This is a genomic window from Paraburkholderia sp. BCC1885, from assembly GCF_900996235.1.
Lineage (GTDB): Bacteria > Pseudomonadota > Gammaproteobacteria > Burkholderiales > Burkholderiaceae > Paraburkholderia.
The window spans coordinates 37262-60303 of record NZ_CAAJGM010000212.1; the positions used below are offsets into that span (position 1 = coordinate 37262).

Below are 23042 nucleotides of genomic sequence, written 5' to 3' on the forward strand. Positions count from 1 at the left end.
CATACTCATCTGTCCAGCAAAAAATTATCGGCCAAACCTTCTGCGAATGGCAAACCGACAATGCAAACCGGGCACGGAATGCATTAAGACAAAAACACGAAAGCTGACATACAAACCAGATCTTTAAGTCTTATCAACCCATACGTATGTGCCGTTGGCCTTAGCTTATCGCTCGTTCGTCTCGCGGGATATTTCTGCAACTCGGTGAGACACCGTATCCGTCGCCAGCACGCAGATACGGAGCAGGTGATTCACATAACGTAATGACGCTTGTTCATCCGTGGCATCGCGCGGGAAAGCGCTCACTCGCAACACCGGCCCCTGCACTGCCCGTCATCATCGAGTTCGCAGGGATTGCCAAGGCGATTGCAGTTGGCAGACGCCCTTTGCGCTAGTTCTTTATCGCCAGCGTCCATCGCGAGGACTTCTGACAACCTAAACCTCGATGCAGATATCGGCCTTTTCACAATGACAAACCGATCGATTAATCGCCCGAGTAGATCTAGGCTCGACACTCCAGCACTATGAAAAATGCTTTCCGCACACGACTTCTTCGGAATGAAGCCTCAAATAAACTTCCAAATGGAATGAGAGATGCACTCCATTTGCCGATGCGACAGCGTATACGTTTCTTGCAGATCGAATTTGTTCTTGTTGGGCATCTCGTTTGCTGCGATGCACAAGCTTATGGTAGCAAATGCAGAGAAATTTATTGCCATCTTTGGTGGAACTAGACTTGTGACAGTTCATCATAAATGGCGATCGATGCATTACAAATCACTGCGCCGATCGGTGCATGAGTCTCATACAAACACGATGGTTAAAATGTACGATTTTCCATATTTTCTGCTAAAACAGCGAAATTGTCCGCGCAATTATGCGAATGGAATTTTACGCGTACATGTGACGTCGTTGCGCAAATCGAATTGAAAGCAAAAGGGGCTGCAGTGGTGATGAATTCAGGAAATACGAACGGACTGCGGGTGAGCGACGAACGTCATGCGGCTGAGCGCGCCCCCGCGGATCGTAACTTCGGTCGCCTGCGAACCGGTACGTCGCGCCCAAAGCGCGATTACCCATGAGCGTCTTGATTCGGTACATCAGGTTCGCGACAAGCGAGGGCTGGCGGTAACCGCAGCACTTCTTTCATTTGGAGCGACCGGCTTTCGCGATCGCGGCAATCGGCTCGTTACGCCAGCCTGCGCCGCCTGTGCTCTCTGGCCGGGACATCGCGCCTTCGCGCGGCGAAATCGAGGGATGGGCACCGCGGGCAGCGGCGATCTCCCCACGATCAATCGCGCGCGCGAAGATGGTTTGCATGGCGTCGAAGTCGACGATCTGCTGCCTCACATGCGCCCTCATCGCTGCCGCCTCGCCCTCGTCACGGCTGCTGACGCCTTCCTGGCAGCCCAGTACCGCGTCCCGTCATGCGCCTGAACAACGAAGTAGTCCCGGGGGTGATGAGCCGGCCATCGTGCCAGCCCGCCTCGACCCGCTCAGGCGGCGACACCTTGCGCAATGGGGAGCCGTAGAACGGCCGGTGCCTGCGGATCATCAGTTGCACCGGCTTGTCGAGCAACCACGCCGGCCTCGGCATGTGCAAAGACTTAGGCTCTGTCCTCACGGCGTCGCCGAGCGGCACCCATCGGTTTGCCGTCTCGGGCCGGTAATCTGCCGTGGGCGCCGGCTGCCGGGCGCAACACACTTTCCACGCCGAGCCGCGCCACCAGCAATTCGGCCGGCCGCGTGTATTCCTCGGCGGTGCCCCCTGGCTCCGTGAAAAGCTGGTCCGAGCGCGATGTTGACGACAGTCGATGCAACCGCCGAACCACAACGCTGACAACCTCCGTTCGAGCGATGCGAGCTTTAACAGGCGCCCGGTACAGGCACGCGCAAGCAGCCATGCTCCCGAGCCGGTGGGCGCCGCAGTGATTCGCGCACCCACCCCCATCGTGTCGACCACACGCCGCACCTCGCGACAGAGCACCGCGACGCCGCCAAAGAGCCGCAGGCTCGCACTGATATCCATGAGCACCGTGGCCTCGGCCGCGACTGCGACATCGGGAGAGAACCGCGTCAGCGCCACGGCGACTTCCTGCAACGTTTCGTCTTCCTTCGCCATGTCGCGCTCGTGCAGTTCGATGTCCAGCACAAGCGTCAGCACCCCGCCGCGTCGCATGCCTGGCCGCACGCCTGCCGCGCCCGCCTTCCGGTCCAGCAGCGCCACCCTGTCGCCCTCCAGCACGACGCAGCCGTGCGCGGACTCACCCAGCCACTGCGGCCGGAATATTTCGAGCGACAAGCGTGGAAGGTGCCTGCGGAACGGCCGCGCAAAGTTTACGTCACAATACCGCCGACTGTCGCCGCATATGGAACCCAGAGGGAGAGCGCCCGCATGCAAGTACCACCAGACAGTGGAATCACGATTGATCGCTTTGAGCAGGCAGACCTGCGAGGCGTCCTTGATGTGATATTGCCTATTCAGCAGGACGAGTTTGGCGTTGCTGTCACGCTCGATAATCAGCCGGACCTGCTCGCGATACCGGAGTTCTACCAGACCGGTAAGGGTGATTTCTGGGTGGCCCGGCGACACGGCACCGTAGTCGGTACCATCGGTCTGAAGGACATCGGTTCCTCGCAGGGGGCGTTGCGAAAGATGTTTGTGTCGGCACCTTTCAGGGGGCGGGAATTTCGCGTCTCGGCGCATCTGCTCGACCGCCTGTTGAAAGAGGCCGCACGCCGCGCAATCACTGACGTATTCCTTGGCACGACGGCCAGTTTCCTCGCCGCACATCGCTTCTATGAAAAGAATGGATTCATTGAAATTGCGAAAGACGCACTCCCCGACACATTTCCGCTGATGGCGGTCGATACCAGATTCTATGCGATACGCCCTGCGGACCCGCGCTCTGGCGAACTTGCGTGACCAGACACGACCCAACCATGCTGCCCGTGTACGAGATCCTCTCCCTGTTCCATTCTCCCGAAGGTCATCTCGCCGAAATCAGACGGCTAGATCTGCCCAGCAACGCCCCCCGGTATCGCGTCCACCACTGGCTATGGATCGCTCAACACTCGGTCACCACGCTGCAATCCGTCGACGCGATAACGTCGCATTCAAAGCAACACCAGTGTTTCGAAGAAGCGAGCCTCTCGCTGGATCGTGAACGCGCACACCTGAGATGGTGTTCGGGCGAGGAGGTCGGACTTGTCCCCGCAGCCCCCGACACGCTGCCGGCCAGAAAGCACTCGCTGATCCTTGACCACCTCAGTTGAACGCATCCTCTCCGTCGTGCGCCAACCACCACGGAGGGACGGCGAATAGCTCCGCAACCCACTCCACAAAAGCGCGGGTCTTTGCGGGCTCATGTTTCACGGACGCACGAATCACGCTCACCCCGGTCTCGCCCCTCACCTCCCAGTCCGTCAGAACCTGCACGAGCCGGCCTTCCGCGAGTTCTCGTCCGACCAGCCAGTCCGTCGCCATGATCACTCCCATGCCAGCGAGCGCCGCCTGCACGACCGCCCGCGCATCGTCCATCTGAAGTCGCCCGCCTACGCTGATCGCACGGTTCTTGCCGTCCCGATGTAAATGCCAGACCGGATGGGTCGCCAGCCGGGTGAAGCTTATGCACTCATGTTGTGACAGATCATCAGCTTCATTCAGCGAAGGCCGTGCATCGAGATAGGCAGGCGCGGCACAGATCAACCGTCGGGTTATCGCGAGGCGGCGCGCCACCAGACGACTATCCTTCAATTCGCCAATCCGCACGCCGACATCGAACTCCTCCGCAATGAGGTCCACGTATCGGTCGGAGTAGCTGGCGTCAATGCGAACTCCCGGATGCCGGGCCAAAAACTCCGGGAGTCGCGGCGCTATCCATAGTCGCCCGAACTCGACGGGCAGGCTCAGCCGTAACAGCCCTGTGGGTGAAGACGACATGGCGCGGACCTCGTCTTCGGCGCGACGCACCATGTCCATTGCCTCACGGATCCGGTCCCGAAAGCGGGCACCCGCTTCGGTCGCCGCGACCCGACGCGTCGAGCGCTCGAGCAGGCGAATGCCGAGGCGCGCCTCCAACGCCGCGACGCGTCTCGATACAACCGAACCATCCCTACCGAGACGACGACCCGCCGCAGAGAAACTGCCGGTTTCAAGCACCGCGAGGAGAGCCTCATTCTGGTCTGCTTCAATACTTCCCATTCATGCACCGCACGCAGCAATGTTATGTTTCTTCGACGAATTATAGCGTTCATGCCCTGTTAGGATTGCCTCGTCGCGGGTGCACCTTCCGGAGGCTTTCCATGCGGGCATTTCAGCTGCCGTCTTTATCGATCGACTCGCTTCACCGTACCGACGTGCCGACGCCCAGACCCGCGGCCGATGAAGTACTGATCCGCCTGCGGGCCGCGAGCCTGAATTATCTTGATCTCATGGTGGCGTCGGGCCGGTTGGGCCGTGCTGACGCTCCGTCGTTCATTCCCGGCACCGACGGCGCAGGCGAAATCATCGAACTCGGCGGCGCGGTCAAAGGATGGTCGACCGGCGACCGGGTTGTCCCAGGTCTGATGGTGGACTGGGCTTCCGGTCCCATCACTCGCGCTGCGTCCGAGCGTTTGCGAGGCGTAACCATGCCGGGCTCGCTCGCGGACTATGCTGTGGTTCCGGCGACCGCACTGGTTCGCATACCTGATCAGTTGCAGTTTGTAGAGGCCGCCAGCCTGCCTGTCGCAGCCACGACTGCCTGGAACGCCATTGTCACGGGTAATGTCCGGCCGGGGTCGATCGTGGTGCTCCTGGGCACCGGCGGTGTCAGCGTGTTCGCGTTGCAGTTCGCGAAAGCGGCTGGCGCACGAGTCATCATTACGTCCTCGTCGGACGAGAAACTTGATCGCGCTCGCAAGCTCGGCGCAGACGTGACCATCAATTACCTCTCAACACCGGAATGGGACGACGTCGTCCTCGCAGAGACGGCTGGTGCAGGTGCGGACTTGATCGTCGAAACCGTCGGTGCGGCGACGTTTCCCCGCTCGCTCAAAGCGGCGGCCATCGCGGGAACGATCTTCGTAGTGGGCTTTGTGAGCGGAATGGATCTCACAATTCCCGTGTTGCCGATCAATCTCAAGACGTTGCGCATCATCGGCAACAACACGGGCTCGACGGCAAACCTGGCCGATGCTGTTCGCGCGATCACGGAGAGCGGCATCAAACCTGTGATCGATCAGGTTTTCAGTTTCAATGATGCCCGCGGCGCCTATCGCCTCCTCGACGGCGCGACGCACTTTGGCAAGATTGCTATCGAGATCAATCCACAATAAGGAACTTCGGATAAAGAACTTCGGCCAGCTCACGCTCACGAGCAGAAACTAAAATGATGAGCGGCGGCGAGCGCGGCGATATCGAAGCACGCGCGCGTCAACCTTGAAGTAATCAGACTTGACGGTCTGATCAACATCCGGGTGCGTGACGCGCGGGACACGCTTGTCGATGTCGGCGGCCCGGTTGATCTTGTCCTGCCTGACGCCGCGTTCATTCTCGATCGGCCGGCTCTGAAGCTGCTCGCGCCATATCTGCTCACCGGCATGCCGATCCTTGCGCAAAGCGCCTTCAGTCATGATCTTGCAGCCGGTTCCCGTTCGCGCGGGCCAGCGCTACGAGTCACTGTAATCGCGCGAGGATCGCCCCCCGCTCAACGCAATTGCCCTGTGGGACGGACCGATCCGTCATCGCTCAGCAGAAGTCCCGGCTCTGCGTCGCAAGCTCCCCCAAAAGGTGAGAGAGGTCCACAAGGTGTTGCGCGACCAGATGACGAACCTCCCCTTCGCGCTGCCAAACGCCATAGACGCCGAGCAGCGAGGCACCGAGCACTTCCGCACGCTGCCTCTGGAGCACTTCTGGCCGGATGATCACGTTCACGTTGCCGGTCTCGTCCTCTATCGTGATGAAGATCACGCCTTTGGCCGTCCCCGGCTGTTGCCGCACCGTGACAATGCCGCATCCACGTGCCAGCTGTCCGTTCCTGTACGTGTGCAATACCTCCGCTGACATCAGCCGCTGTTTCAGCAGCCGGGCGCGCAGCAGTTCCAGCGGATGACGCCCGAGCGTCAGGCCCGTCGAGCGATAGTCGCCTACGATATCCTCCGCTTCAGATGGTGCGCCCAGGGCAGGCGTTACCTCATCGGGCTTTGCCGCGGCGAGCAGATCCCGGTCCGGCACGGCCACCACCGATTGCCAGAGTGCTTCGCGCCGGTTGCCGGCAAGCGAGGCCAGGGCGTTCGCCCCGGCGAGCACCTGCAGGTCATGCCGGTCCAACTGCGCGCGGCGCGCGAGATCATCCGTTGACCGGAACGGCCTGACCGCGCGCGCAACCTCGATTCGCTGCGCGGCACCATCACGCATACCCCGCAGCAGTGACAGGCCGAGCCTCACCGCGGGTCGCCGCGTGCTATCAAACCGCTCCAGCGACGAGTCCCAGCCGCTCACCGTCACATCCACCGGCAGCACGGCAACGCCGTGACGTTTCGCGTCCTGCACGAGTTGCGAGGGTGAATAGAATCCCATCGGCTGGCTGTTCAGCATCGCCGCGAGAAATGCTTCGGGTTCGTGGCACTTGAGCCAACTGCTCGCATAGACGAGCAAGGCAAAACTCGCCGCATGACTCTCGGGAAAACCGTACTCCCCAAAACCCTTGATCTGCTCAAAAATGCCTTCTGCAAACGCCTTCTCATAGCCGCGTTCGGCCATCCCGTTCACGATCCTGTCGTAGTAGTGCTCGAGACCGCCCTTCTTTTTCCACGATGCCATTGCGCGTCTTAGCTGGTCGGCCTCTCCTGCCGTAAAACCTGCGGCGAGCATCGCAACCTGCATGACCTGTTCCTGAAAGATCGGTATCCCGAGCGTTCGGGAGAGTGCCCTCTCCAGGTCCTTGCTCGGATAGCTCACCGGCTCGAAACCCTGCCTTCTCTTCAGATAGGGATGAACTGCACCACCCTGGATCGGGCCCGGCCGCACGATCGCCACCTCGATGACGAGATCGTAGAATTCCTTCGGCTTCAGCCGGGGTAGCATCGACATCTGTGCGCGCGACTCGATCTGGAACACGCCCACGGTGTCAGCGTTCGAGATCATCGCGTACGTCGCCTCATCTTCGGCCGGAATGTCCTGCATCTCGAAGCGCTCACCGCGCTGCTCCGAGACGATATCGAGTGCGCGACGGATTGCGGACAGCATGCCGAGCGCCAGCACATCGATCTTGAGCAGACCCAGTGATTCGAGGTCATCCTTGTCCCATTCGATCACACTGCGCTCGGCCATCGCCGCGTTCTCGACCGGCACAAGGCGCGTCAGTTTTCCGCGGCTGATCACGAACCCACCGGAATGCTGCGACAGATGGCGCGGGAATCCGAGTAACTGCATCGCCAGCGTCGCCCACAACTGGATGAGAGGCGCCCCAGGATCGAGCCCGGCTTCCTCGAAGCGCCTGAGCAGATCCGCGCTGCTGTCGAACCAGTGATGGGTCTTCGCCACACGATCCACGATCTGCGGATCAACGCCCAGTGCCTTGCCGGTTTCGCGCAGTGCGCCCCGTGGCCGGTATGTCGAGACGGCCGCCGCAATCGCCGCGCGGTCCCGCCCATACTTGCGGTAGATGTACTGGATCACTTCTTCGCGCCGCTGATGCTCGAAGTCGACGTCGATATCGGGCGGCTCACCCCGTTCCTTGGAGATGAAGCGCTCAAACGGCATGTTGCTGCGCGCAGGGTCGACTTCCGTAATCCCAAGGCAATAACACACCGCCGAGTTCGCGGCGGACCCGCGCCCCTGACACAGGATGTGCTCGTTGCGTGCAAACCGTACGAGGTCGTACACCGTCAGGAAATACGGCTCGTATTTCAGCTCGGCAATCAGCTCGAGTTCATGTTCAATCTGCTGCTGGACGTCGTACGGGATCCCGGCCCTGAACCGGCGATGCGCGCCGATGTACGTCTCCTGCCGCAGATACGCGGCTGGCGTGACGCCGGCAGGAACCAGTTCGTCGGGGTACTCGTATTTCAGTTCATCGAGCGAAAACCGGCAGCGCGAGAGCACCGAGATCGTTTCGTCAAGTGCATGGCCCGGATACAGGTTCGCGAGCCGTAACCTCGCCCGAAGGTGCTGCTCCGCGTTCTGGGCGAGCTCGTAACCGCATTGTTCCACTGGCTTGCCAATGCGGATCGCCGTGAGGACGTCCTGCAATGGCTTGCGCGACCTCACATGCATGACGACCTGCCCCGTCGCAACCACCGGGATACCATGCTGGTCAGCGACGTATTCGACGCTACCGCGGTGGATATCATCCATGGCGCGCTGGTGTAGCGTCAGGCCGACCCATCCGCGTCCCGGAAACGTCTCATCCAGCCAGGCAAGCTGTGCGTCGAGCGCCGGCTCACTGGCCGGATAGTCGGGAACCAGGATGGCGAGGCAATCGGACATGCCATGCAGGTGCGCCACGCTCCGGTCTGGACGGGAGATGTCCTGCGGCGTGAGCCGGTACTGCCCCTTGGGCGCACGCATGCGCGCAAGCGTAATCAGCTCGCACAGGTTGCCGTACCCCTCCCGGTTCTGTGCAAGCAGGATCAGGCCGAACGCCGGCGAACCGTCCGCGTTCGACAACCGGAAATACGACCCAACCACCAGCGGCAGCTTCGCTTCTTTCGCCGCGACGTGCGCCCGGACGACTCCCGCAAGAGAACATTCGTCGGTAATGGCGAGTCCGGCATAACCCAGTTGCGCCGCACGCTGCGCCAGCTCTTCCGCATGGGATGCCCCACGCAGAAACGTGAAATTCGAGAAGCAGAACAGCTCGGCGTACGCCGGCAGCATGGCAAACGGTGTGTCCATGGCCGATCATCCAAAGAGGCCATGCAGGAACCACTTCGCGTCGCCCTCGTCGCGACTGCTGACGCGCTCCTGATAGGCCCAGTAGCACGTCCCGTCATTCGCCTGAACAACGAAGTAGTCCCGGGTGATGAGCCGGCCGTCGTGCCAGCCCGCCTCGATCCGCTCGGGCGGCGACACCTTGCGCAACGGGGAGCCGTAGAACGGCCGATGCCTGCGGACCATCAGCTGCACCGGCTGGTCGAGTAGCCACGCCGGCCTCGGCATGTGCAAAGGCAATGGCTCGGTGCGCACGGCGTCGCCAAGCGGCACCCAGCGGTTCGCAACTTCAGGCCGGTAATCGGCCGTGGGCGCCGGACGCAGTACGTTTTCAGCACCTAGCCGCGCCACCAGCAGCTCGACCAGCCGCGTGTGGTCCGCTGCGGTGCCCCCCGGTTCCGTGAAAAGCTGGTCAGAAACAGCCACCGCCGCGTCGACCTTCATCGCCTCGATGCCGACGGCAATCACAGCTGCGGCCAGTTCGGTTCGGGACACACGCTCCCTGAGCAGGCGGACAAGATGCTGTTCGCGCCACGTCGGTTCCGCGAGTGCGATGCTGATGATGGTCGGTGCGATCGCCGAGCGCCCCCGCTCGTGTTCCAGGCGTACGTCCAGTGCCGTGACCGCGAGCTGCCGACCCGCGAGCCAGCCGCACAACTGCATGATCAGCCGGTGCGCGCTGAAGACCACGGCCTCGGCGTGCTCAACCCGGTCCGGCAGTTCGATCCGCGCGGAGAACGTAGGAGGCAGTACAAGCCACTCGCACGGTTCCGGCGCCGTACCGAAGGCGCGGTCAAGACAATCCAGTACGTCAGCGCCACAGCGACGCTGCAGGCCTGCGCGCGGCAGCCGGCGGACGTCGGCAATGCTCACGCAGCCGATACCCGCGAACCAGTCCGCAAACGGGCGCAGTTCAGGCACGGTGCCGAACGGCAACGCTGACAACCTCCGTTCGAGCGATGCGAGCTTCAACAGTCGCCGGGTACAGGCACGCGCAAGCAACCATGCTCCCGAGCCGGTGGGCGCCGTAGTGATTCGCGCACCCGCCCCCATCGCGTCGACCACGCGCCGCACCTCGCGACAGAGCACCGCGACGCCGCCAAAGAGCCGCAGGCTCGCACTGATATCCATGAGCACCGTGGCCTCGGCCGCGACTGCGACATCGGGAGAGAACCGCATCAGCGCCACAGCGACTTCGTGCAACGTCTCATCTTCCTTCGCCATATCGCGCTCGTGCAGTTCGATGTCCGGCACAAGCGTCAGCACCCCGCCGCGTCGCATGCCTGGCCGCACGCCTGCCGCGCCCGCCTTCCGGTCCAGCAGCGCCACCCTGTCGCCCTCCAGCACGACGCAGCCGTGCGCGGACTCAACCAGCCACCGCGGCCGGAATATTTCGAGCGGCAGGCGGGGCAGATGAACGGCGAGAAGAACGCGCATGTTGACTCAGAAGGATCCGGGCGGGTTGCAGGACAACGGACAGAGGCTCTGCGCGTAACGGACCTCGTCGCTTGACGATTTCGACTTCGATGCCGCCTCTGGCAGGCCGTACCGCAAGCCGCAGGACAGCGGGTGATGAATTCTGTGCAGCCGTGAGTGGCTGAACGACAAACAGCAGCGTCTCGGCCGTCTGGGCCGCCAGATGAAGGCGACGCAACGATGATGCCTGGAGGTGTTGCTGCCAGAGAACCAGCGCGCTACAACTTCCCGTGCGCAGGATCTGTTCGGCGCTCCAGAGGGCGTCGGCCATCCGCGGCGCCCTGAGCAGTATCGTGCGGTCCATCGGCAGTCCGATGTGACCAAGACCCGGCCCGTTCGGTGTAATGGCAGGCTGCAGCAAAACCATCGACCCCCGGTCCGATGAACGAAGAGCAGGCGCGAGCAGGCGCAGCTCACCCACCCCTGCCTGCTGGACCAGCAGCTCGGTCAATGCGCCCACCGGCCAGCCGCCACCGGGCAGTTCGGCCGACAGCGCTGCGTAACCCGTGTCCACCGTGCGCCCGCCCGCGTGGCCAAGCTGCGCGCCTCGCCAGAGCGACGGGTGTATTTCCTCGGGACGAGTGGTGGCTGCATGCATCGTTTTGCGTAAAAAGCTGTATGGATGTACAGTATCTTACATGGAGATTCACTGCGGCAAGCTGGCACTTATTTTCGGTTGGAGCGCACATGGACATGCCCGTACGCAGGCCACATCCGATGCCGGAAATTGCCGGTTTCGTCGCAAGCCTGCGAGAGGCGTTCGGCGATCAGGTCATTGACGAAGCTATCCGCAAAGGCAAGGCCGGCGAGCCGACCTTTTTCGCGTCGGAGAATGGTCGAACCGTCGGCACCCGCGCGCCCCTGTCCGTCAACATCTGGAGGGCCGACAGATCATTGTTCGACCGTCATTTCTGTCCCGGCTGCGACGGCTCCTGTATCGGTACCGGTGCATCCTGCCGGCGTGCATAATGACGTGCGATATCACCACGGGAGACGGGATTGCCCAACCATTTTCTGGTCGTGCTTCTGCTGTGCGGCGTAGCCTCGCCCGCCTTCGCCGGCAAGCGCTATGTCGAAGTCTGGAATCCGCCAGAGGCGCAGCGAAAATCTGTCGTGCGGCATCACCACATTCACCGCCGGGTGCATATGGACCCACGTGCTCCTGCGGCAGTGCAAACGCCTCCGGTAACGAATGCAGTCACGCCCGTACCTGCTGAGCTGCCCGAAGCGCCGACGCAGAAAGCCAGCGACGCACTTCCCAGGATTCCACCGAAGATTGGCCCGGACGGGAGAGTGCTTCGTGTGAAGCCAGGCTGTTTGCCGCCAGGGAACGAGAAACGCCTGCCTCGCGGCGAGGGGGCGTACCGACGCCCCGCGTAGCTGGCGCACCTGCTTCGATTACGTCATGCAAAAACTGACACAACCCAGTCACACCGACACCGCCGCACTGCTCTGCCACCTGGTGGTGTATGAGCTTGCCGCGTTCGCGATAAACAGGCGCTGGCTAACTGCGGCGAACCTGGTTGAATCTGCAAGACTCTGGTTTGCGCACGGCGGACGCGTATCAGTGTGGGCAGACCGCATAGCTGCTGTCCACCGCGCACAGCACATCGCAAGGCGACTTGTCGCCGATGGAAAGATCCAGCCCGCCACATTGCTGCCAGGACGACTGTTGTTTGCCGACTCGCTGACGGTGAACTACGCCGACCCGGTTGTCGGCCACGTGTGGCGCGCCTGCCTGGAATCCGTCCGCGCGCACGCATAGGACACATGGACCAACCGCACCGGAGATGACGATGAAGATCCTTTGCGGCACGGCCGGCTGGACCGATAAAACGCTCATTGCTTGCAAGCGTTTTTACCCGCGCGGCTGTAGCAGCGCAGAAGCGAGACTGCGCTATTACGCCTCCCGGTTCCCGTTGGTGGAAGTCGACTCGAGCTTTTACGGCATGCCCTCCGCGTCGAACTCACAGCTTTGGGCCGAGCGCACGCCGGAGGGCTATGTTTTCAATGTCAAGGCGTTCCGCCTGCTCACCGGCCATCAGACAAAGCCTGAGACGCTGCCGGCCAGCATCGCCATGACGTTGCCTGATACCGGCAGGAAAAATCTTTACTATCGCGACGTTCCTGCGAGTGTACTTGACGAGATCTGGAAGCTGTACCGCGAAGCGCTCGAACCGCTCCGGCAGGCCGGAAAACTCGGCGCCGTGCTCTTCCAGTTCCCGCACTGGCTAACCAGCAACCCGGAGGGTATTGCCCATGTAGAGGAGTGCGCCTCGCGCATGGAAGGCTACACGGTTGCTATCGAATTCAGGAGCAGTTCGTGGCTCGATGAGCGGCACTTGGCATCGACGCTTGCATTGCTGCGCCATTCCCGCCTCGTGCATGTCATCGTCGACGCGCCTGCCGATGTCTCAAACCGGGCACATACCGTCTGGGAAGCGACCCATCCTGACCTTGCTCTGGTACGCCTGCACGGAAGAAACGCGGCCACCTGGAACGGCGCCGAGTCCGCTGCTGCCCGCTTCGATTACGACTATGGCGACGATGAGCTGTCTGATCTCGCGGGCTCAATCCGCAGCATCGCCGCGAGCGTCGGTACGACGCACGTCATCTTCAATAACTGCTTCGAAGATGAAGGGCAACGCAACGCAACGACCATGATGTCGATCCTGGGAAAGGACGCCGTTCAGGCAGGTGCCACATGATCCGTCATTGCAATAACGCACATCGTTTCGAAACATGACGCAACCACGCCGCATTGCCCATCTCGACATGGACGCTTTCTATGCGTCCGTCGAACTGCTCCGCTACCCCGAACTGCGCGGCCAGCCGGTCGTGATCGGCGGCGGCAGGAACGCCGTCCCTGAATCGCTGCCGGACGGCACGCACCGCTTCAGACGGTTGCGCGACTATGCCGGGCGCGGTGTCGTCACGACGTCGACCTACGAGGCGCGCGCACTCGGCGTCTTCTCGGCAATGGGCATGATGAAGGCAGCACAACTCGCACCCGACGCCATCCTGCTGCCCACGGACTTCGACTCTTACAGGCATTACTCACGCCTGTTCAAGGCGGCGGTCGCGACCTTTACCACGCAGATCCAGGACCGTGGCATCGATGAAATCTATATCGACCTGACCGACATCCCTGGCGAACCCGCGATGATCGGCGCCGACATCAAGCGGGCTGTCCGTGATGCCACGGGTCTCACCTGTTCCATCTGCATCGCGCCGAACAAGCTCCTCGCCAAGATCGGCTCGGAGCTGGACAAACCCGACGGACTGACGATCCTCACACCCCATGACATTGCGTCACGGATCTGGCCATTGCCAGCGCGCAAGGTCAACGGTATCGGCCCAAAGGCCAGCGAAAAACTCGCCGCACTTGGCATCGAAACGGTCGGCGACATCGCGACGGCCGCACCGGAATTCCTGCAGGAACATTTCGGACTCCGGTATGCCGCCTGGCTGATGGACGTTGCCCAAGGCATCGACGACCGGCCGGTCGTCGTGTCGTCCGAACCGAAATCTATGAGCCGCGAAACGACGTTTGAACGCGATCTCCATCCGCGTCACGACCGGCCAGCGTTGTCAGAGACATTTACTCATCTGTGTACCCGTGTGGCCGAGGATCTGCAGCGCAAGGGTTACGTTGGCCGCACGATTGGCATCAAGCTGCGCTTCGACTCCTTCGACACCGTGACACGCGATATCACCATTCCAGATCCCACTTCGGATGCCATCACAATCCGCCGTGCGGCGACCGAATGTCTGAAGCGCGTTCCATTGACGAGAAAGCTGCGACTACTGGGCGTACGGGTGAGTGCACTGCAACTCGCAGATGCGCCGGTTGTGGCCGCGCCGCCGATCCAGATCGAACTGTTCACAGCCAGTGAATAGCAAGATGACGCTGTGGCCAGACCTCAAAGGGAACCGGCCAGTACATTTCTCAGACCGCCCGTATAACGGAAACGGTTTGCGTTACTGGCTCGGGCAGACGTCGGCCGCAACTCGACATTCGAGCGACGACCACAGATCGTTGACACCCATTAGCGGGCCCGGTGTCGAGTGAGCAACAAGTGTCATCGATCAAAGAGCCTGACATTGTCAAGGTACAAGTAACCAGGGCATGCAACATTGCGACTGCACGTATCTATAATACGTAGCCGCATCCGACCTAAGCTATCCGCCGGTATCAGGCACCGGACGCGTTGATTCGATTCCTGAGGACGCTGTAACTATGCGTAGGTTTCGCCAGCCCCTACCGCACCCCTCAAGGGGCTGGCCTCGCTTGCGATGACCATCTGCGCATAGTTGCAACCTGAGGATAGGGGTCGGCTACGGAAATTGAGGGCTGAGGCGACGGCACAAAACCAACCGCCGCCCGGTCCAAACTTCCCGGGTTAGCCCCTCAACTGTCGTATGCACCCGGTCTGACTTACACCGAACGTCGCTCCCGGCGCAGCGCCGACGAGAATATCGTGCGCATCTCGACGCACGCCGACGCTGTGTGGTGAATCGCCCCGAGTCTATCCGCCGCGTAACGATCCCTACCGAAAGCGTCGGCTACCGGTCAAGCCAGTTCTCAATTGTGAGGCCGCGAATGCGGCTGAACTCCTTCGTGTTGTCAGTCACGAGCGTCAGCCTCAATGCGTAGGCATGCGCGCCAATCAAAAGATCGTTTGCACCTATCGGTTGGCCGGCGATCTCCAGCTCCGCGCGGATGCCTCCGTATTCCGTGTCGGCGGGCACCTCCAGCGGCAGCACGGGAATGGCCGCCAGGAGGCTTTCCACTTTAGCCAGCAGTCTGGCGGATCCCTTTTTGGCGCAACCATAGCGCAGTTCCGCTGCGACGACGATGCTCGTGCAAATCGCCCTCGGATCAATCTTCTCGATGCGGGTAGCCACCTGTCCGAACGGATTCCGGATCAGGTCGCTGATGATGTTTGTGTCCAGCAGATAGCCGCTCAAAGTACATCCTCCGGTCGAACAGGCGGATCTTCAATGTCCGGAAACTGGTCATCAGGTCCGAGCGGCGGCTCCTGTCTCCAGGCGGCCAGCAATTCGATGATATTCGCAGGCGTCGTCACGGGCTCGATGATGAGCTTGTCGCCCTCCCGATGAATCAGAACGCGATCGCCCGGTAACTCGAACTCGACAGGGATGCGCACCGCCTGACTACGATTGTTGCGAAACAGCTTGGCTTCTTTGGGTCGGGAGGATGAAGTTGAAATCGGCACGATACACCTCGCTTGTATATGCCAACTGTATATGCCAAGGTGCAGGCTGTCAAGATCGCGTCACGTCGCCGGAGGAGCACTCCGATCTTGATGCCGTTCGGGGGTTCAGGCATGCAGGGCACCAACGCCGCGCGAAGGAGCGCCCCGTCTTCCCGGTGGTCAGGATTGAAGATTCACGTACGCGCGGCCTCGAAGTTGGGTAATTCGGCTTTCCAGAATACCCCGTGCTTACAAAGTCCTTCAGGACAGCCGTCGGTTCGTGTGGGTCATACTTCAGCTTGAACCCGACTGTCCGTTGATCCTCGCTGGCGACGAATGGAAGGTCACTTTGATCCTCGCCAACGTTGATCGAAAACCGATTCTCACGACGCTCGATTCGCCAGCCGTTCTTTCCGCTTCGTCCAGTCAGCGTACGCATTGGCTCGGACCCATGCCCCCCACGCGCTGAACGACGCGCAGCGATGGGCATACCGCAACGCGCACCGGCCACAGTGCTGCCGGAAGCAGACATTTAGCGGATAAAATCTATGGGCTGCTTCGGGCCCGCTTACGCCCTTCGCATAGATAGCCGCAATAACCTGACCATCACGCGCTCTGGTTGAACCAAGCATCAGGCGTGGTGCGTGCCGTCCTCGTCAGAGCTATGTGCCGGTCCGAAGCTGGAACCTGAACCGCCGCCTCCACCGCCGCCGACCGTCTTCCCGCCTTGCGCGCCACCGCCATCCCTCCCTCCTTCCTTCGTCTTCGCGCCCAAAATCCTTGCGGGGCCTTGTGTGGGAATCTGCACGCCCTGCGGAACGGGATCGAGATTAAGGACTTCGCGGATGAAATTGCGCAGCGAGACGACCAGTTCCCCGGTATGGACGGGGCGTCCCTCGATCATCTCTTGCGCGGCGTGTGCAGCGAGTCGCACCTGCTCCTCGGTGCCAAGCAAAATTATGTCGGCGAGCGCCACTTCGACGGTGTCACGGATGCGCCGGTGGCGGTCAGATCCACCCAGATCACCTGCCTTCACAGCCTCGCCGGGTAGCACGGTATCTCCAGTGGCCGCGGCGGCCGAGACCCGACCCCCGGCTGCCGCTGCGGCGCGCTTCAGATCGCGCAGATGGGCGGGGTTGACAGCGAGGTTGCCGGTAAACGAACCGCCCAGGGACTTGTAGGCGGCAATGAGCGTGCGCAGCCGTTCGTTAATCTGCCGGTTTTCGCGTTCGCGGCGCTGCTGCACTGTTTGCATGAGCAGCAGCCGGATGCCAACGCCAATCAACGTGATGACGGACAGCCCGAGGAGCGTGGACAGCAGGGTCTGCCAGGAACTGAAATCGAGGTTGCGCATTGGAAACTTTCTAAACTGGTTTTTGACGGGCGGTGCGAACAACTGGTGATCCTCGCCGGATGCCTTTGGCTCCCCTCGCGCCTCGCCTCGGCGCGTCCGAACGAGAACCGATTACGAGCAACAGCCTGTTCGGATAGGAGAAACCAGCCCCTCTGGCGCAGGCCACCCGATGATGCAGGCGAGACGCATATCCCTGTTGCGTCAGCGATCCCCGCTCTGCCCCCCCTATGCAAGGTGTATTCAGACGTTAACCTGTCCTACGACCGCCTGCAACCTATCGCGCTGCAGTACGTCATAAAAGCTGTGATGTTTTTAGCCCCGCCTTCGGAAACGATAAAACAGCATTGGAATTAGCGTGGTCGGAGAACTCGCTGCAGCCGATCGCGGCCTGTTGCAGGGGCGCTTTGGGCGAACCTGCGAGTATTCCGAGGCCGCCCCCCCGCGATCTTTCGCGGCCCGCCCCTTTCGCCGGCGCTACTGCAATCAAACGTGTGTGGCTTCCATACAGGGGATTGCCATCCCCTGTATGGCCACGAATCGCGCCGGATCCAGCTTCGCTGATTGCTCCTGCAGACCTTACGCTCCAGCTGCCTTCAGGCGCAGGAGCGTTCTCGGATGAACATTGAATTGGTTTGCCACCTCGGCCGTTGACTGGACGCGAAGTAATTCAAGTGCCTGCAACCGTTGCGTCGGCGAAAGCGCCCGTCGTCTCCCGAGTTTGCTCCCACGGGCGCGGGCGGCCGCGATGCCTGCGCGGGTTCGCTCGCTGATCAGATTCCGTTCGAACTCGGCGAGCGCGGCCATCATGTGGAAGATGAGCATGCCCCCAGACGAACTGGTATTGATCGATTCATTCAGCGAGACGAACTCGATGCCTCGCCGCTCAAGGTGAGTAATCAAGTCAACCAGCTTGCTCAACGACCGCCCAAGTCTGTCCAGTCGCCACACGACAAGCGTGTCGCCTTCCTTTGCTTCAGACAGCGCGGCGTCCAGCCCGCGCCGGCAGAACTCCGTACCTGACACCCCGTGATCCGTGAAGAACTTGTGGCAGCCCGCCGCGCGTAATGCGTCGAGTTGCAGTGCAAGGCTTTGTTCGTGAGTTGAAACGCGTGCATAACCGATTTTCATGTGTTTTCCGGAAAAGGAAGAGGCCCTCTGCCTAACTGGTGGTAAGTGAAGCGGCATGTTGTGTCGGTCTCCCGGCAACGCCGACACCATCCAGTTGACAAAAACGGCCCTTTTTGTCTCCCGGCAAATTCAATGGCTCAGGCCTTTGCCTGCGGCCGCTCCGCCATGATCACCTATTCATCTGATGATATTGGCAAAAAGGGCCAATTTTGCACCACGAAGTTTTGGCGACGAACTGACGAAACTGTAAGTATTTGTGCGCAACGCGAGGGGTGACCGTGCTTCGTCCCATGTCCGGAGGCGAAATGCCAGCAGTCGAAAACTTGACCCGACGTTCCGGACCACGGCTGGATGGTTGCGATGCTGGGTGATCTGGCTGCGGACGGGCACAGCGATGCCGTGACGCCGGACACTGCCGACGGGGAGATTGCCCGGGAGGTTTTCGGCGCCATTGAGGAAGATCGGCTGTTCTTTCAGCAAGAGGTGATTTGCTCGATCGACGCTCCGGAACGTGCCCTCTATCGCGAGACTCTGGTGCGGATGAAGGTGGGTGACACGGTTCTGCCGCCAGGCCGCTTTATTCCGGCGCTGGAAAGGCTTTCGCTGATGCGCCCGTTCGACTGCTTCGTTCTGCGTAGCACGCTCGACACGCTGCGGGCGACGCCCGGCGCGCATCTCGGCTGCAACGTGTCGGCCCAAAGTGCGCGAGACGATCACTGGTGGAAATCGCTCTTTCTCGAGCTCGCGGCCGAGCCCGGTCTTGCGACGCGGTTGATCGTGGAAATCACCGAATCGACACCGGTCTCGCCGGTTGACGGACGCGCATTTGTCCGGCGTTTGAAGGGGCTGGGTGTGCGCGTTGCCGTCGACGACTTCGGCGTCGGCTTTTCCGCAGACGCAGCACGTGTGTGCGAGCCCGACATCATCAAGTTGGACCGCTCGTTTCTGCGGCGTGTCCGGCAGGGCACGCTTGGCGCTGCCGAATTGAGTCGCCTGGTCAGGATGGCACGTTGCATCGCGCCGCTGCTCGTCATCGAGGGTATCGAAACGCCCGACGATGTCCTGATCGCGCGCGACGCCGGGGTGCAGTGGATTCAGGGCTATTACGTCGACGCTGCCGATGCGCCGGCTTCAAAAACAGGTTGATTCGTGACGTCAGCTTTCTCTCAGGCTTCGGCATGCTCTCGGAATAGCCGAAGCTTTTGGCCGGTTTACTCCGGCCTTTTTTATTCGTGGAATGAGTTCCTCGCGACGCTCGAGAGGTAATCTCAGTCCCCCGGTTCGGGACCGATATGAAAACTGGAGCACATTACTTCCTCACAGGCCTTTTGTTCTCTCTATCTGCGGCCTGCCATGCCGACGACGAAGCCACCTTTCCCTACCTGATCCCTCAAGCGACGGCAATTACGAATTCAGAACGCGCTGGGGCCGGTGCCTTCCCCGGCCATGGATGTGTCGAAGCGAGTGCGTTTCTGCTACCGGCGCCGTTCGGCGATGCCGGAATGCATGCGTTCGTTCAGGCAGACGGTACGCGGACGACCTGCGCGTTCCACACCAGAAGCCAAGACGTATCCCGATTGAATTTCTTTGACGCCTCTGACACGAACGAAATACAGCGTGCCACGGGAACCTTCCACACGCCGACTGATGGTTTCCCGGGAACGGCATTGTCCGCGTCTCCGGCCGAAACGGATCCCTCGCCACGCCTCGCCGACCGGGAGATAGAAAGTGCCACTCCCACGCCGAGGCCCGCGGTACCTCTGTCTGGACTGTCTGCGCCTGACCGGCTGGGTCGGGCCATCCCTGGAATCCGCCCCCGTCAGGTAAGCAGACGCGCCGGGGATGCGAACGAAACAGTGTCCTCGCCCCACTACCGCTGGTTTCTGTTCGTATTTGTCCTGCTTCTGGCACTCGCTCTGCTAGCACTGATCGGCCTGGTCGGCATGCTCGTGTACCTCCGATGGTTTAGCGAACATGCAATCCTCGCCCGCGCAGTCAATCGTGGATTGAGGCGTAGTGAGTTCTACCTCGAATATCAACCCGTCTTTTATATCGGTACCCGTAAATGCATCGGGCTGGAAGTCGCGCTGCGCTGGAAAAACATTGCGTACGGCCTGCGGGGCGAGGCGTGGTATATGGACAGGCTCGTCGACCGCCGATCAGCCAGGAAGATCGTCGCTTTCGTTCTTTCCACTGCCGAGACTGAACTGGGCAGTCTCGCCGACGACCGCAAGCTGTATCTGATGATCAATCTGTGGAAAACGTGCCTCGACAATGAGGCATGCCTTTCCCTCATCGCCGCGAAGGCGAAGTCGTTCGCTTCCAGCCGGTTGGTATTCCAGGTCAAAGCCGAGGACCTGCCCGAGCAACTCGGCAGCATCGCGCGCCTGCGTAAGGATCAGGTTCGCATTGCCCTGTCAGGGATACGGGCCGCGACGTCGGTAACCGCCTCCTTGCTGTCGGCCGGTTTCGAATTCATCAGGGCAGATCGGGACGTCATGGGACTGGAAGAATCAGATCGTCTTCGCACGCTGCGGGCAATAGCCGCCATGGGACGAGAGCTCGACGTCGCGGTCATTGCGGATGGCGTGGAAGGAATCGGTCAGAGCCGTGCCGTGGCACGCGCCAAAATCGAATTAGCCCAAGGTTACTTCCTCGGCAAAGCGATTTCGGCCGCCCAGTTGCCAACGTTTTTCGAGAAGCTGGACTGGTGGCAAGGAAAACACGTGCCGGCGGCCAGTGCAGTCGGCATCTCTCGATGACGAATATCGCGGCCAACAAAGTCCAATCGCATGCGTAAGGGCTGCTTTTACTCAGCCCGAGAGTCTCGCGCCAGGTCGAAGTCCGGCCGCCCTTCATGCGTTGGCATACGTCGGCCGCGTCCCGCTGCTCGCGGCCAGGAAGTGTCGTTCGCCCGGACCGCAGGTCCGACATTCGGGTGTCAGCTCCGCTCAGCTACCGGTCACTCGACTGCCGACGACGCACGGCGCCTCGTCTACAACCCGCCTCACCTGCCCCGGATACACACGTCCATTTGATCGATCATTGACCGCAGATGACTAGCGACCGATACTCCACCACGCAAGGTTTGAACCAGGCGCGCCGATTGGCTACGCAACGCATGAGAGTGGAATCACCGAATAGCTAAAGTCTCCACCAGGGACCATAGGCTCGCGCCGTGATGAGTAGGACCGGATCAATCACGAATGATCATTTGTGGATGACATGTTTTCCGCCGCGAGGCAGAATCGGTCTCGCGCGGGTGCTAGCGCGTGGTGGACGGTCAAATTTAACGGACGCTGCCCATGCGTACAGGCAGACATCTCCGATAGGACACACAACATGTATCACCTTTTTGTCACTGCAGCTGAGGGAGCATGGGCCTCAAACGGCACCTACGTGTATCCAGTAAGCCGATTCCTCGAATATACGGACAGCGATATCGCGGATTCGCTCCGGGTACTCACGCCAGCTCACATTGAAAAGTTAAAGACTTTGCCCTGTGTGTTCGCTTACGAGGGTAACCGAGAGGACGTGCGACTTGGGCGATTGACCGAGATTAAGAGGGATCACAAAAGCCGCCATATTACGATAGAGTTTGAGCTCGACGAGCGATTCAGTAACATACCGTTCGCTGCGATAAAGGACGTCGCCGGGGAGCTCGATATTCGATCGTGGGAAATGAACCGCACTCACTGGGCGATCAAGGACGTCGACCTGGTCGGGGTTCTGCGAGAGGCCAACATCATCCGACCGAATGTCGCCGAGACAACGTTGCCGGTTTCTGCACAGGATAACCCGCTGCCGGCATCAGAACCATCCGCGCTCTCCGCGACCAACTTGCATGACTTCATTCGCATTGTACTGAGCCTCACCCACGGCAAAAGTGATGTCTTTTATAGAGGCCATTCCAAACAGTCTTACAAGCTCGAACCGTCGTTGTTCCGTCGTGACCAGCGAGGCAATTACCTTTATCGACAAGTCGAGGATTTGCTATATCGAGAGCTTCTAGTCTCGAACTCCATCGATTTTGATACGGATACCTACACGCTGGATCGACTCATTCGGATGCAGCATTTCTCGCTGCCCACGCGCTTGCTCGATATTACGTCAAACGCATTAATCGCCCTATTTTTTGCATGCAAAGCCAATAACGGTCTCTACGACAATGCCGAGGTCATGGGGGAGGTAGTCGTCTTTTCAATTGCGAGAGAGGGCATCAAGTACTTCGATTCCGATACCGCGAGTGTCATCGCCAATTTGGCAAGGCTTTCGAATAACGACAAAGTCGCTTTGAAATTTGACGTTGAAGGCATCAAGCTGTTTAACGAGCAAACACCTATGCGAAGACTATTGCACTTCGTCAAAGAGGAAAAGTCATTCTTTGAACCTCGTATCGAACCCAAGCATTTGCAGTCCATTTTATGCGTCAAGGGCAAGAGAAGCAACGACCGTATCTCATCCCAGTCTGGAGCATTCTTATTGTTCGGGCATGAGGCTGTTCTTGATGAGGCGGGTGCGGACGGGATTAGTGTGGTCCGGATTTCCGTCACAAACAAGGCAGAGATACTGCGGCAGCTAGATGGCATGAACATCAATGAAAGCACCGTGTTTCCCAACATCGAAAGCTCGGCCAAGTACATTGCAGAGAAATTTAAATTTCGCGTCGATTGAGCTGGATGTGAGGCCATCCCACGCCGATCGCCATCGCGCGGCGACCGATGAATGGTTTGCGCTCGATCAAGCGCTGCCTGCATGAAAACAGAAGTAAGCGGCTCGGCCCGACCGTTTCGCCATGCTGACTTTTCCAAAGCATGATGAGGGCGTTCAGATCAACGGAGCCAGTCAGCCATGTCGAACGCAGGGGGCGCAGCCCATCCCCGTCGCACGTACGCGCGAAAATTCAAGCAGCAGGTGATCAGAGAGACGTTGGTGCCTGGCATGTCGG

The 23042-nt window shown here is 60.5% G+C and carries 20 protein-coding genes and 1 pseudogene; 10 read left to right on the forward strand and 11 right to left on the reverse strand.

Going from position 1 to position 23042, the window contains the following annotated elements:
* Nucleotides 1-959 precede the first annotated feature (959 nt).
* Nucleotides 960-1275, reverse strand: a pseudogene (locus FQ755_RS38265) (IS5/IS1182 family transposase); the annotation flags it as partial.
* A gap of 106 nt (nucleotides 1276-1381) precedes the next feature.
* On the reverse strand, nucleotides 1382-2302 hold the full coding sequence (locus FQ755_RS23255; protein WP_186308634.1) for a Y-family DNA polymerase: 921 nt from the start codon (nucleotides 2300-2302) through the stop codon (nucleotides 1382-1384).
* A 93-nt stretch (nucleotides 2303-2395) separates the two neighbouring features.
* On the opposite strand from FQ755_RS23255, the gene FQ755_RS23260 reads away from it, so the two are divergent.
* Together FQ755_RS23260 and FQ755_RS23265 are read left to right on the forward strand one after the other, a co-directional pair.
* Nucleotides 2396-2926 (forward strand): GNAT family N-acetyltransferase, encoded by a 531-nt coding sequence (locus tag FQ755_RS23260; RefSeq protein ID WP_144157366.1) that lies wholly within the window; start codon nucleotides 2396-2398, stop codon nucleotides 2924-2926.
* Between the two features lie 17 nt (nucleotides 2927-2943).
* Nucleotides 2944-3276: a hypothetical protein gene (locus FQ755_RS23265; protein WP_144157367.1), complete on the forward strand. Its 333-nt coding sequence runs from the start codon at nucleotides 2944-2946 to the stop codon at nucleotides 3274-3276.
* Here FQ755_RS23265 and FQ755_RS23270 read toward each other — a convergent pair.
* Nucleotides 3269-4204 carry a LysR family transcriptional regulator gene (locus tag FQ755_RS23270; RefSeq protein ID WP_144157368.1) on the reverse strand — a complete coding sequence of 312 codons (936 nt, stop codon included), beginning with the start codon at nucleotides 4202-4204 and terminating at the stop codon, nucleotides 3269-3271. The genes FQ755_RS23265 and FQ755_RS23270 overlap by 8 nt on opposite strands.
* A gap of 101 nt (nucleotides 4205-4305) precedes the next feature.
* Between FQ755_RS23270 and FQ755_RS23275 the strand changes: the two genes are divergently transcribed.
* Entirely contained in the window at nucleotides 4306-5319 is a 1014-nt protein-coding gene (locus FQ755_RS23275) for a zinc-dependent alcohol dehydrogenase family protein (protein ID WP_144157369.1), read from the forward strand.
* Nucleotides 5320-5367: 48 nt separating this feature from the next.
* Here FQ755_RS23275 and FQ755_RS23280 read toward each other — a convergent pair whose 3' ends face one another.
* From FQ755_RS23280 to imuA, 4 genes are all read right to left on the reverse strand, one after another.
* Nucleotides 5368-5616, reverse strand: a complete 249-nt coding sequence (locus tag FQ755_RS23280; RefSeq protein WP_144157370.1) for a hypothetical protein — start codon at nucleotides 5614-5616, stop codon at nucleotides 5368-5370.
* A gap of 115 nt (nucleotides 5617-5731) precedes the next feature.
* Complete coding sequence (locus FQ755_RS23285) at nucleotides 5732-8881, reverse strand: error-prone DNA polymerase (protein ID WP_144157371.1); 3150 nt, start codon at nucleotides 8879-8881, stop codon at nucleotides 5732-5734.
* 6 nt (nucleotides 8882-8887) lie between these two features.
* Nucleotides 8888-10354 (reverse strand): Y-family DNA polymerase, encoded by a 1467-nt coding sequence (locus FQ755_RS23290; protein WP_144157372.1) that lies wholly within the window; start codon nucleotides 10352-10354, stop codon nucleotides 8888-8890.
* Entirely contained in the window at nucleotides 10284-10991 is a 708-nt protein-coding gene (imuA, locus tag FQ755_RS23295) for a translesion DNA synthesis-associated protein ImuA (protein WP_144157373.1), read from the reverse strand. Before imuA ends, FQ755_RS23290 begins: the two co-directional genes overlap by 71 nt.
* Before the next feature lie 89 nt (nucleotides 10992-11080).
* Between imuA and FQ755_RS23300 the strand changes: the two genes are divergently transcribed.
* From FQ755_RS23300 to dinB, 4 genes are all read left to right on the forward strand, one after another.
* On the forward strand, nucleotides 11081-11362 hold the full coding sequence (locus tag FQ755_RS23300) for a hypothetical protein (RefSeq protein ID WP_144157374.1): 282 nt from the start codon (nucleotides 11081-11083) through the stop codon (nucleotides 11360-11362).
* A gap of 436 nt (nucleotides 11363-11798) precedes the next feature.
* Complete coding sequence (locus tag FQ755_RS23305) at nucleotides 11799-12158, forward strand: hypothetical protein (RefSeq protein ID WP_144157375.1); 360 nt, start codon at nucleotides 11799-11801, stop codon at nucleotides 12156-12158.
* 31 nt (nucleotides 12159-12189) lie between these two features.
* Nucleotides 12190-13101 (forward strand): DUF72 domain-containing protein, encoded by a 912-nt coding sequence (locus tag FQ755_RS23310; RefSeq protein WP_144157388.1) that lies wholly within the window; start codon nucleotides 12190-12192, stop codon nucleotides 13099-13101.
* 34 nt (nucleotides 13102-13135) lie between these two features.
* A complete protein-coding gene (dinB, locus tag FQ755_RS23315) occupies nucleotides 13136-14293 on the forward strand; it encodes a DNA polymerase IV (protein ID WP_144157376.1) in 1158 nt (385 codons plus the stop codon).
* A 666-nt stretch (nucleotides 14294-14959) separates the two neighbouring features.
* Here dinB and FQ755_RS23320 read toward each other — a convergent pair.
* The 4 genes from FQ755_RS23320 to FQ755_RS23335 form a co-directional block, all read right to left on the reverse strand.
* The gene (locus FQ755_RS23320; protein WP_144157377.1) at nucleotides 14960-15364 is read right to left on the reverse strand and encodes a type II toxin-antitoxin system VapC family toxin; all 405 of its coding nucleotides are present in this window, start codon (nucleotides 15362-15364) and stop codon (nucleotides 14960-14962) included.
* A complete protein-coding gene (locus FQ755_RS23325) occupies nucleotides 15361-15633 on the reverse strand; it encodes an antitoxin (RefSeq protein WP_144157378.1) in 273 nt (90 codons plus the stop codon). Before FQ755_RS23325 ends, FQ755_RS23320 begins: the two co-directional genes overlap by 4 nt.
* A gap of 610 nt (nucleotides 15634-16243) precedes the next feature.
* Nucleotides 16244-16966 (reverse strand): hypothetical protein, encoded by a 723-nt coding sequence (locus FQ755_RS23330; protein ID WP_144157389.1) that lies wholly within the window; start codon nucleotides 16964-16966, stop codon nucleotides 16244-16246.
* Between the two features lie 576 nt (nucleotides 16967-17542).
* On the reverse strand, nucleotides 17543-18094 hold the full coding sequence (locus FQ755_RS23335; protein WP_144157379.1) for a recombinase family protein: 552 nt from the start codon (nucleotides 18092-18094) through the stop codon (nucleotides 17543-17545).
* 351 nt (nucleotides 18095-18445) lie between these two features.
* On the opposite strand from FQ755_RS23335, the gene FQ755_RS23340 reads away from it, so the two are divergent.
* The 3 genes from FQ755_RS23340 (at nucleotide 18446) to FQ755_RS23350 (ending at nucleotide 22768) form a co-directional block, all read left to right on the forward strand.
* A complete protein-coding gene (locus tag FQ755_RS23340; RefSeq protein WP_260858813.1) occupies nucleotides 18446-19240 on the forward strand; it encodes an EAL domain-containing protein in 795 nt (264 codons plus the stop codon).
* A 146-nt stretch (nucleotides 19241-19386) separates the two neighbouring features.
* Entirely contained in the window at nucleotides 19387-20856 is a 1470-nt protein-coding gene (locus FQ755_RS23345) for an EAL domain-containing protein (RefSeq protein ID WP_144157380.1), read from the forward strand.
* A 580-nt stretch (nucleotides 20857-21436) separates the two neighbouring features.
* Entirely contained in the window at nucleotides 21437-22768 is a 1332-nt protein-coding gene (locus FQ755_RS23350) for an FRG domain-containing protein (RefSeq protein ID WP_144157381.1), read from the forward strand.
* Nucleotides 22769-23042: the final 274 nt, after the last annotated feature.

Coding starts and splice junctions, on each gene's coding strand:
- FQ755_RS23260 (WP_144157366.1), top strand. CDS start 2,396: ATGCAAGTACCACCAGACAGTGGAATCACGATTGATCGCTTTGAGCAG.
- FQ755_RS23265 (WP_144157367.1), top strand. CDS start 2,944: ATGCTGCCCGTGTACGAGATCCTCTCCCTGTTCCATTCTCCCGAAGGT.
- FQ755_RS23270 (WP_144157368.1), bottom strand. CDS start 4,204: ATGGGAAGTATTGAAGCAGACCAGAATGAGGCTCTCCTCGCGGTGCTT.
- FQ755_RS23275 (WP_144157369.1), top strand. CDS start 4,306: ATGCGGGCATTTCAGCTGCCGTCTTTATCGATCGACTCGCTTCACCGT.
- FQ755_RS23280 (WP_144157370.1), bottom strand. CDS start 5,616: ATGACTGAAGGCGCTTTGCGCAAGGATCGGCATGCCGGTGAGCAGATA.
- FQ755_RS23285 (WP_144157371.1), bottom strand. CDS start 8,881: ATGGACACACCGTTTGCCATGCTGCCGGCGTACGCCGAGCTGTTCTGC.
- FQ755_RS23290 (WP_144157372.1), bottom strand. CDS start 10,354: ATGCGCGTTCTTCTCGCCGTTCATCTGCCCCGCCTGCCGCTCGAAATA.
- imuA (WP_144157373.1), bottom strand. CDS start 10,991: ATGCATGCAGCCACCACTCGTCCCGAGGAAATACACCCGTCGCTCTGG.
- FQ755_RS23300 (WP_144157374.1), top strand. CDS start 11,081: ATGGACATGCCCGTACGCAGGCCACATCCGATGCCGGAAATTGCCGGT.
- FQ755_RS23305 (WP_144157375.1), top strand. CDS start 11,799: ATGCAAAAACTGACACAACCCAGTCACACCGACACCGCCGCACTGCTC.
- FQ755_RS23310 (WP_144157388.1), top strand. CDS start 12,190: ATGAAGATCCTTTGCGGCACGGCCGGCTGGACCGATAAAACGCTCATT.
- dinB (WP_144157376.1), top strand. CDS start 13,136: ATGACGCAACCACGCCGCATTGCCCATCTCGACATGGACGCTTTCTAT.
- FQ755_RS23330 (WP_144157389.1), bottom strand. CDS start 16,966: ATGCGCAACCTCGATTTCAGTTCCTGGCAGACCCTGCTGTCCACGCTC.
- FQ755_RS23335 (WP_144157379.1), bottom strand. CDS start 18,094: ATGAAAATCGGTTATGCACGCGTTTCAACTCACGAACAAAGCCTTGCA.
- FQ755_RS23340 (WP_260858813.1), top strand. CDS start 18,446: ATGGTTGCGATGCTGGGTGATCTGGCTGCGGACGGGCACAGCGATGCC.
- FQ755_RS23345 (WP_144157380.1), top strand. CDS start 19,387: ATGAAAACTGGAGCACATTACTTCCTCACAGGCCTTTTGTTCTCTCTA.
- FQ755_RS23350 (WP_144157381.1), top strand. CDS start 21,437: ATGTATCACCTTTTTGTCACTGCAGCTGAGGGAGCATGGGCCTCAAAC.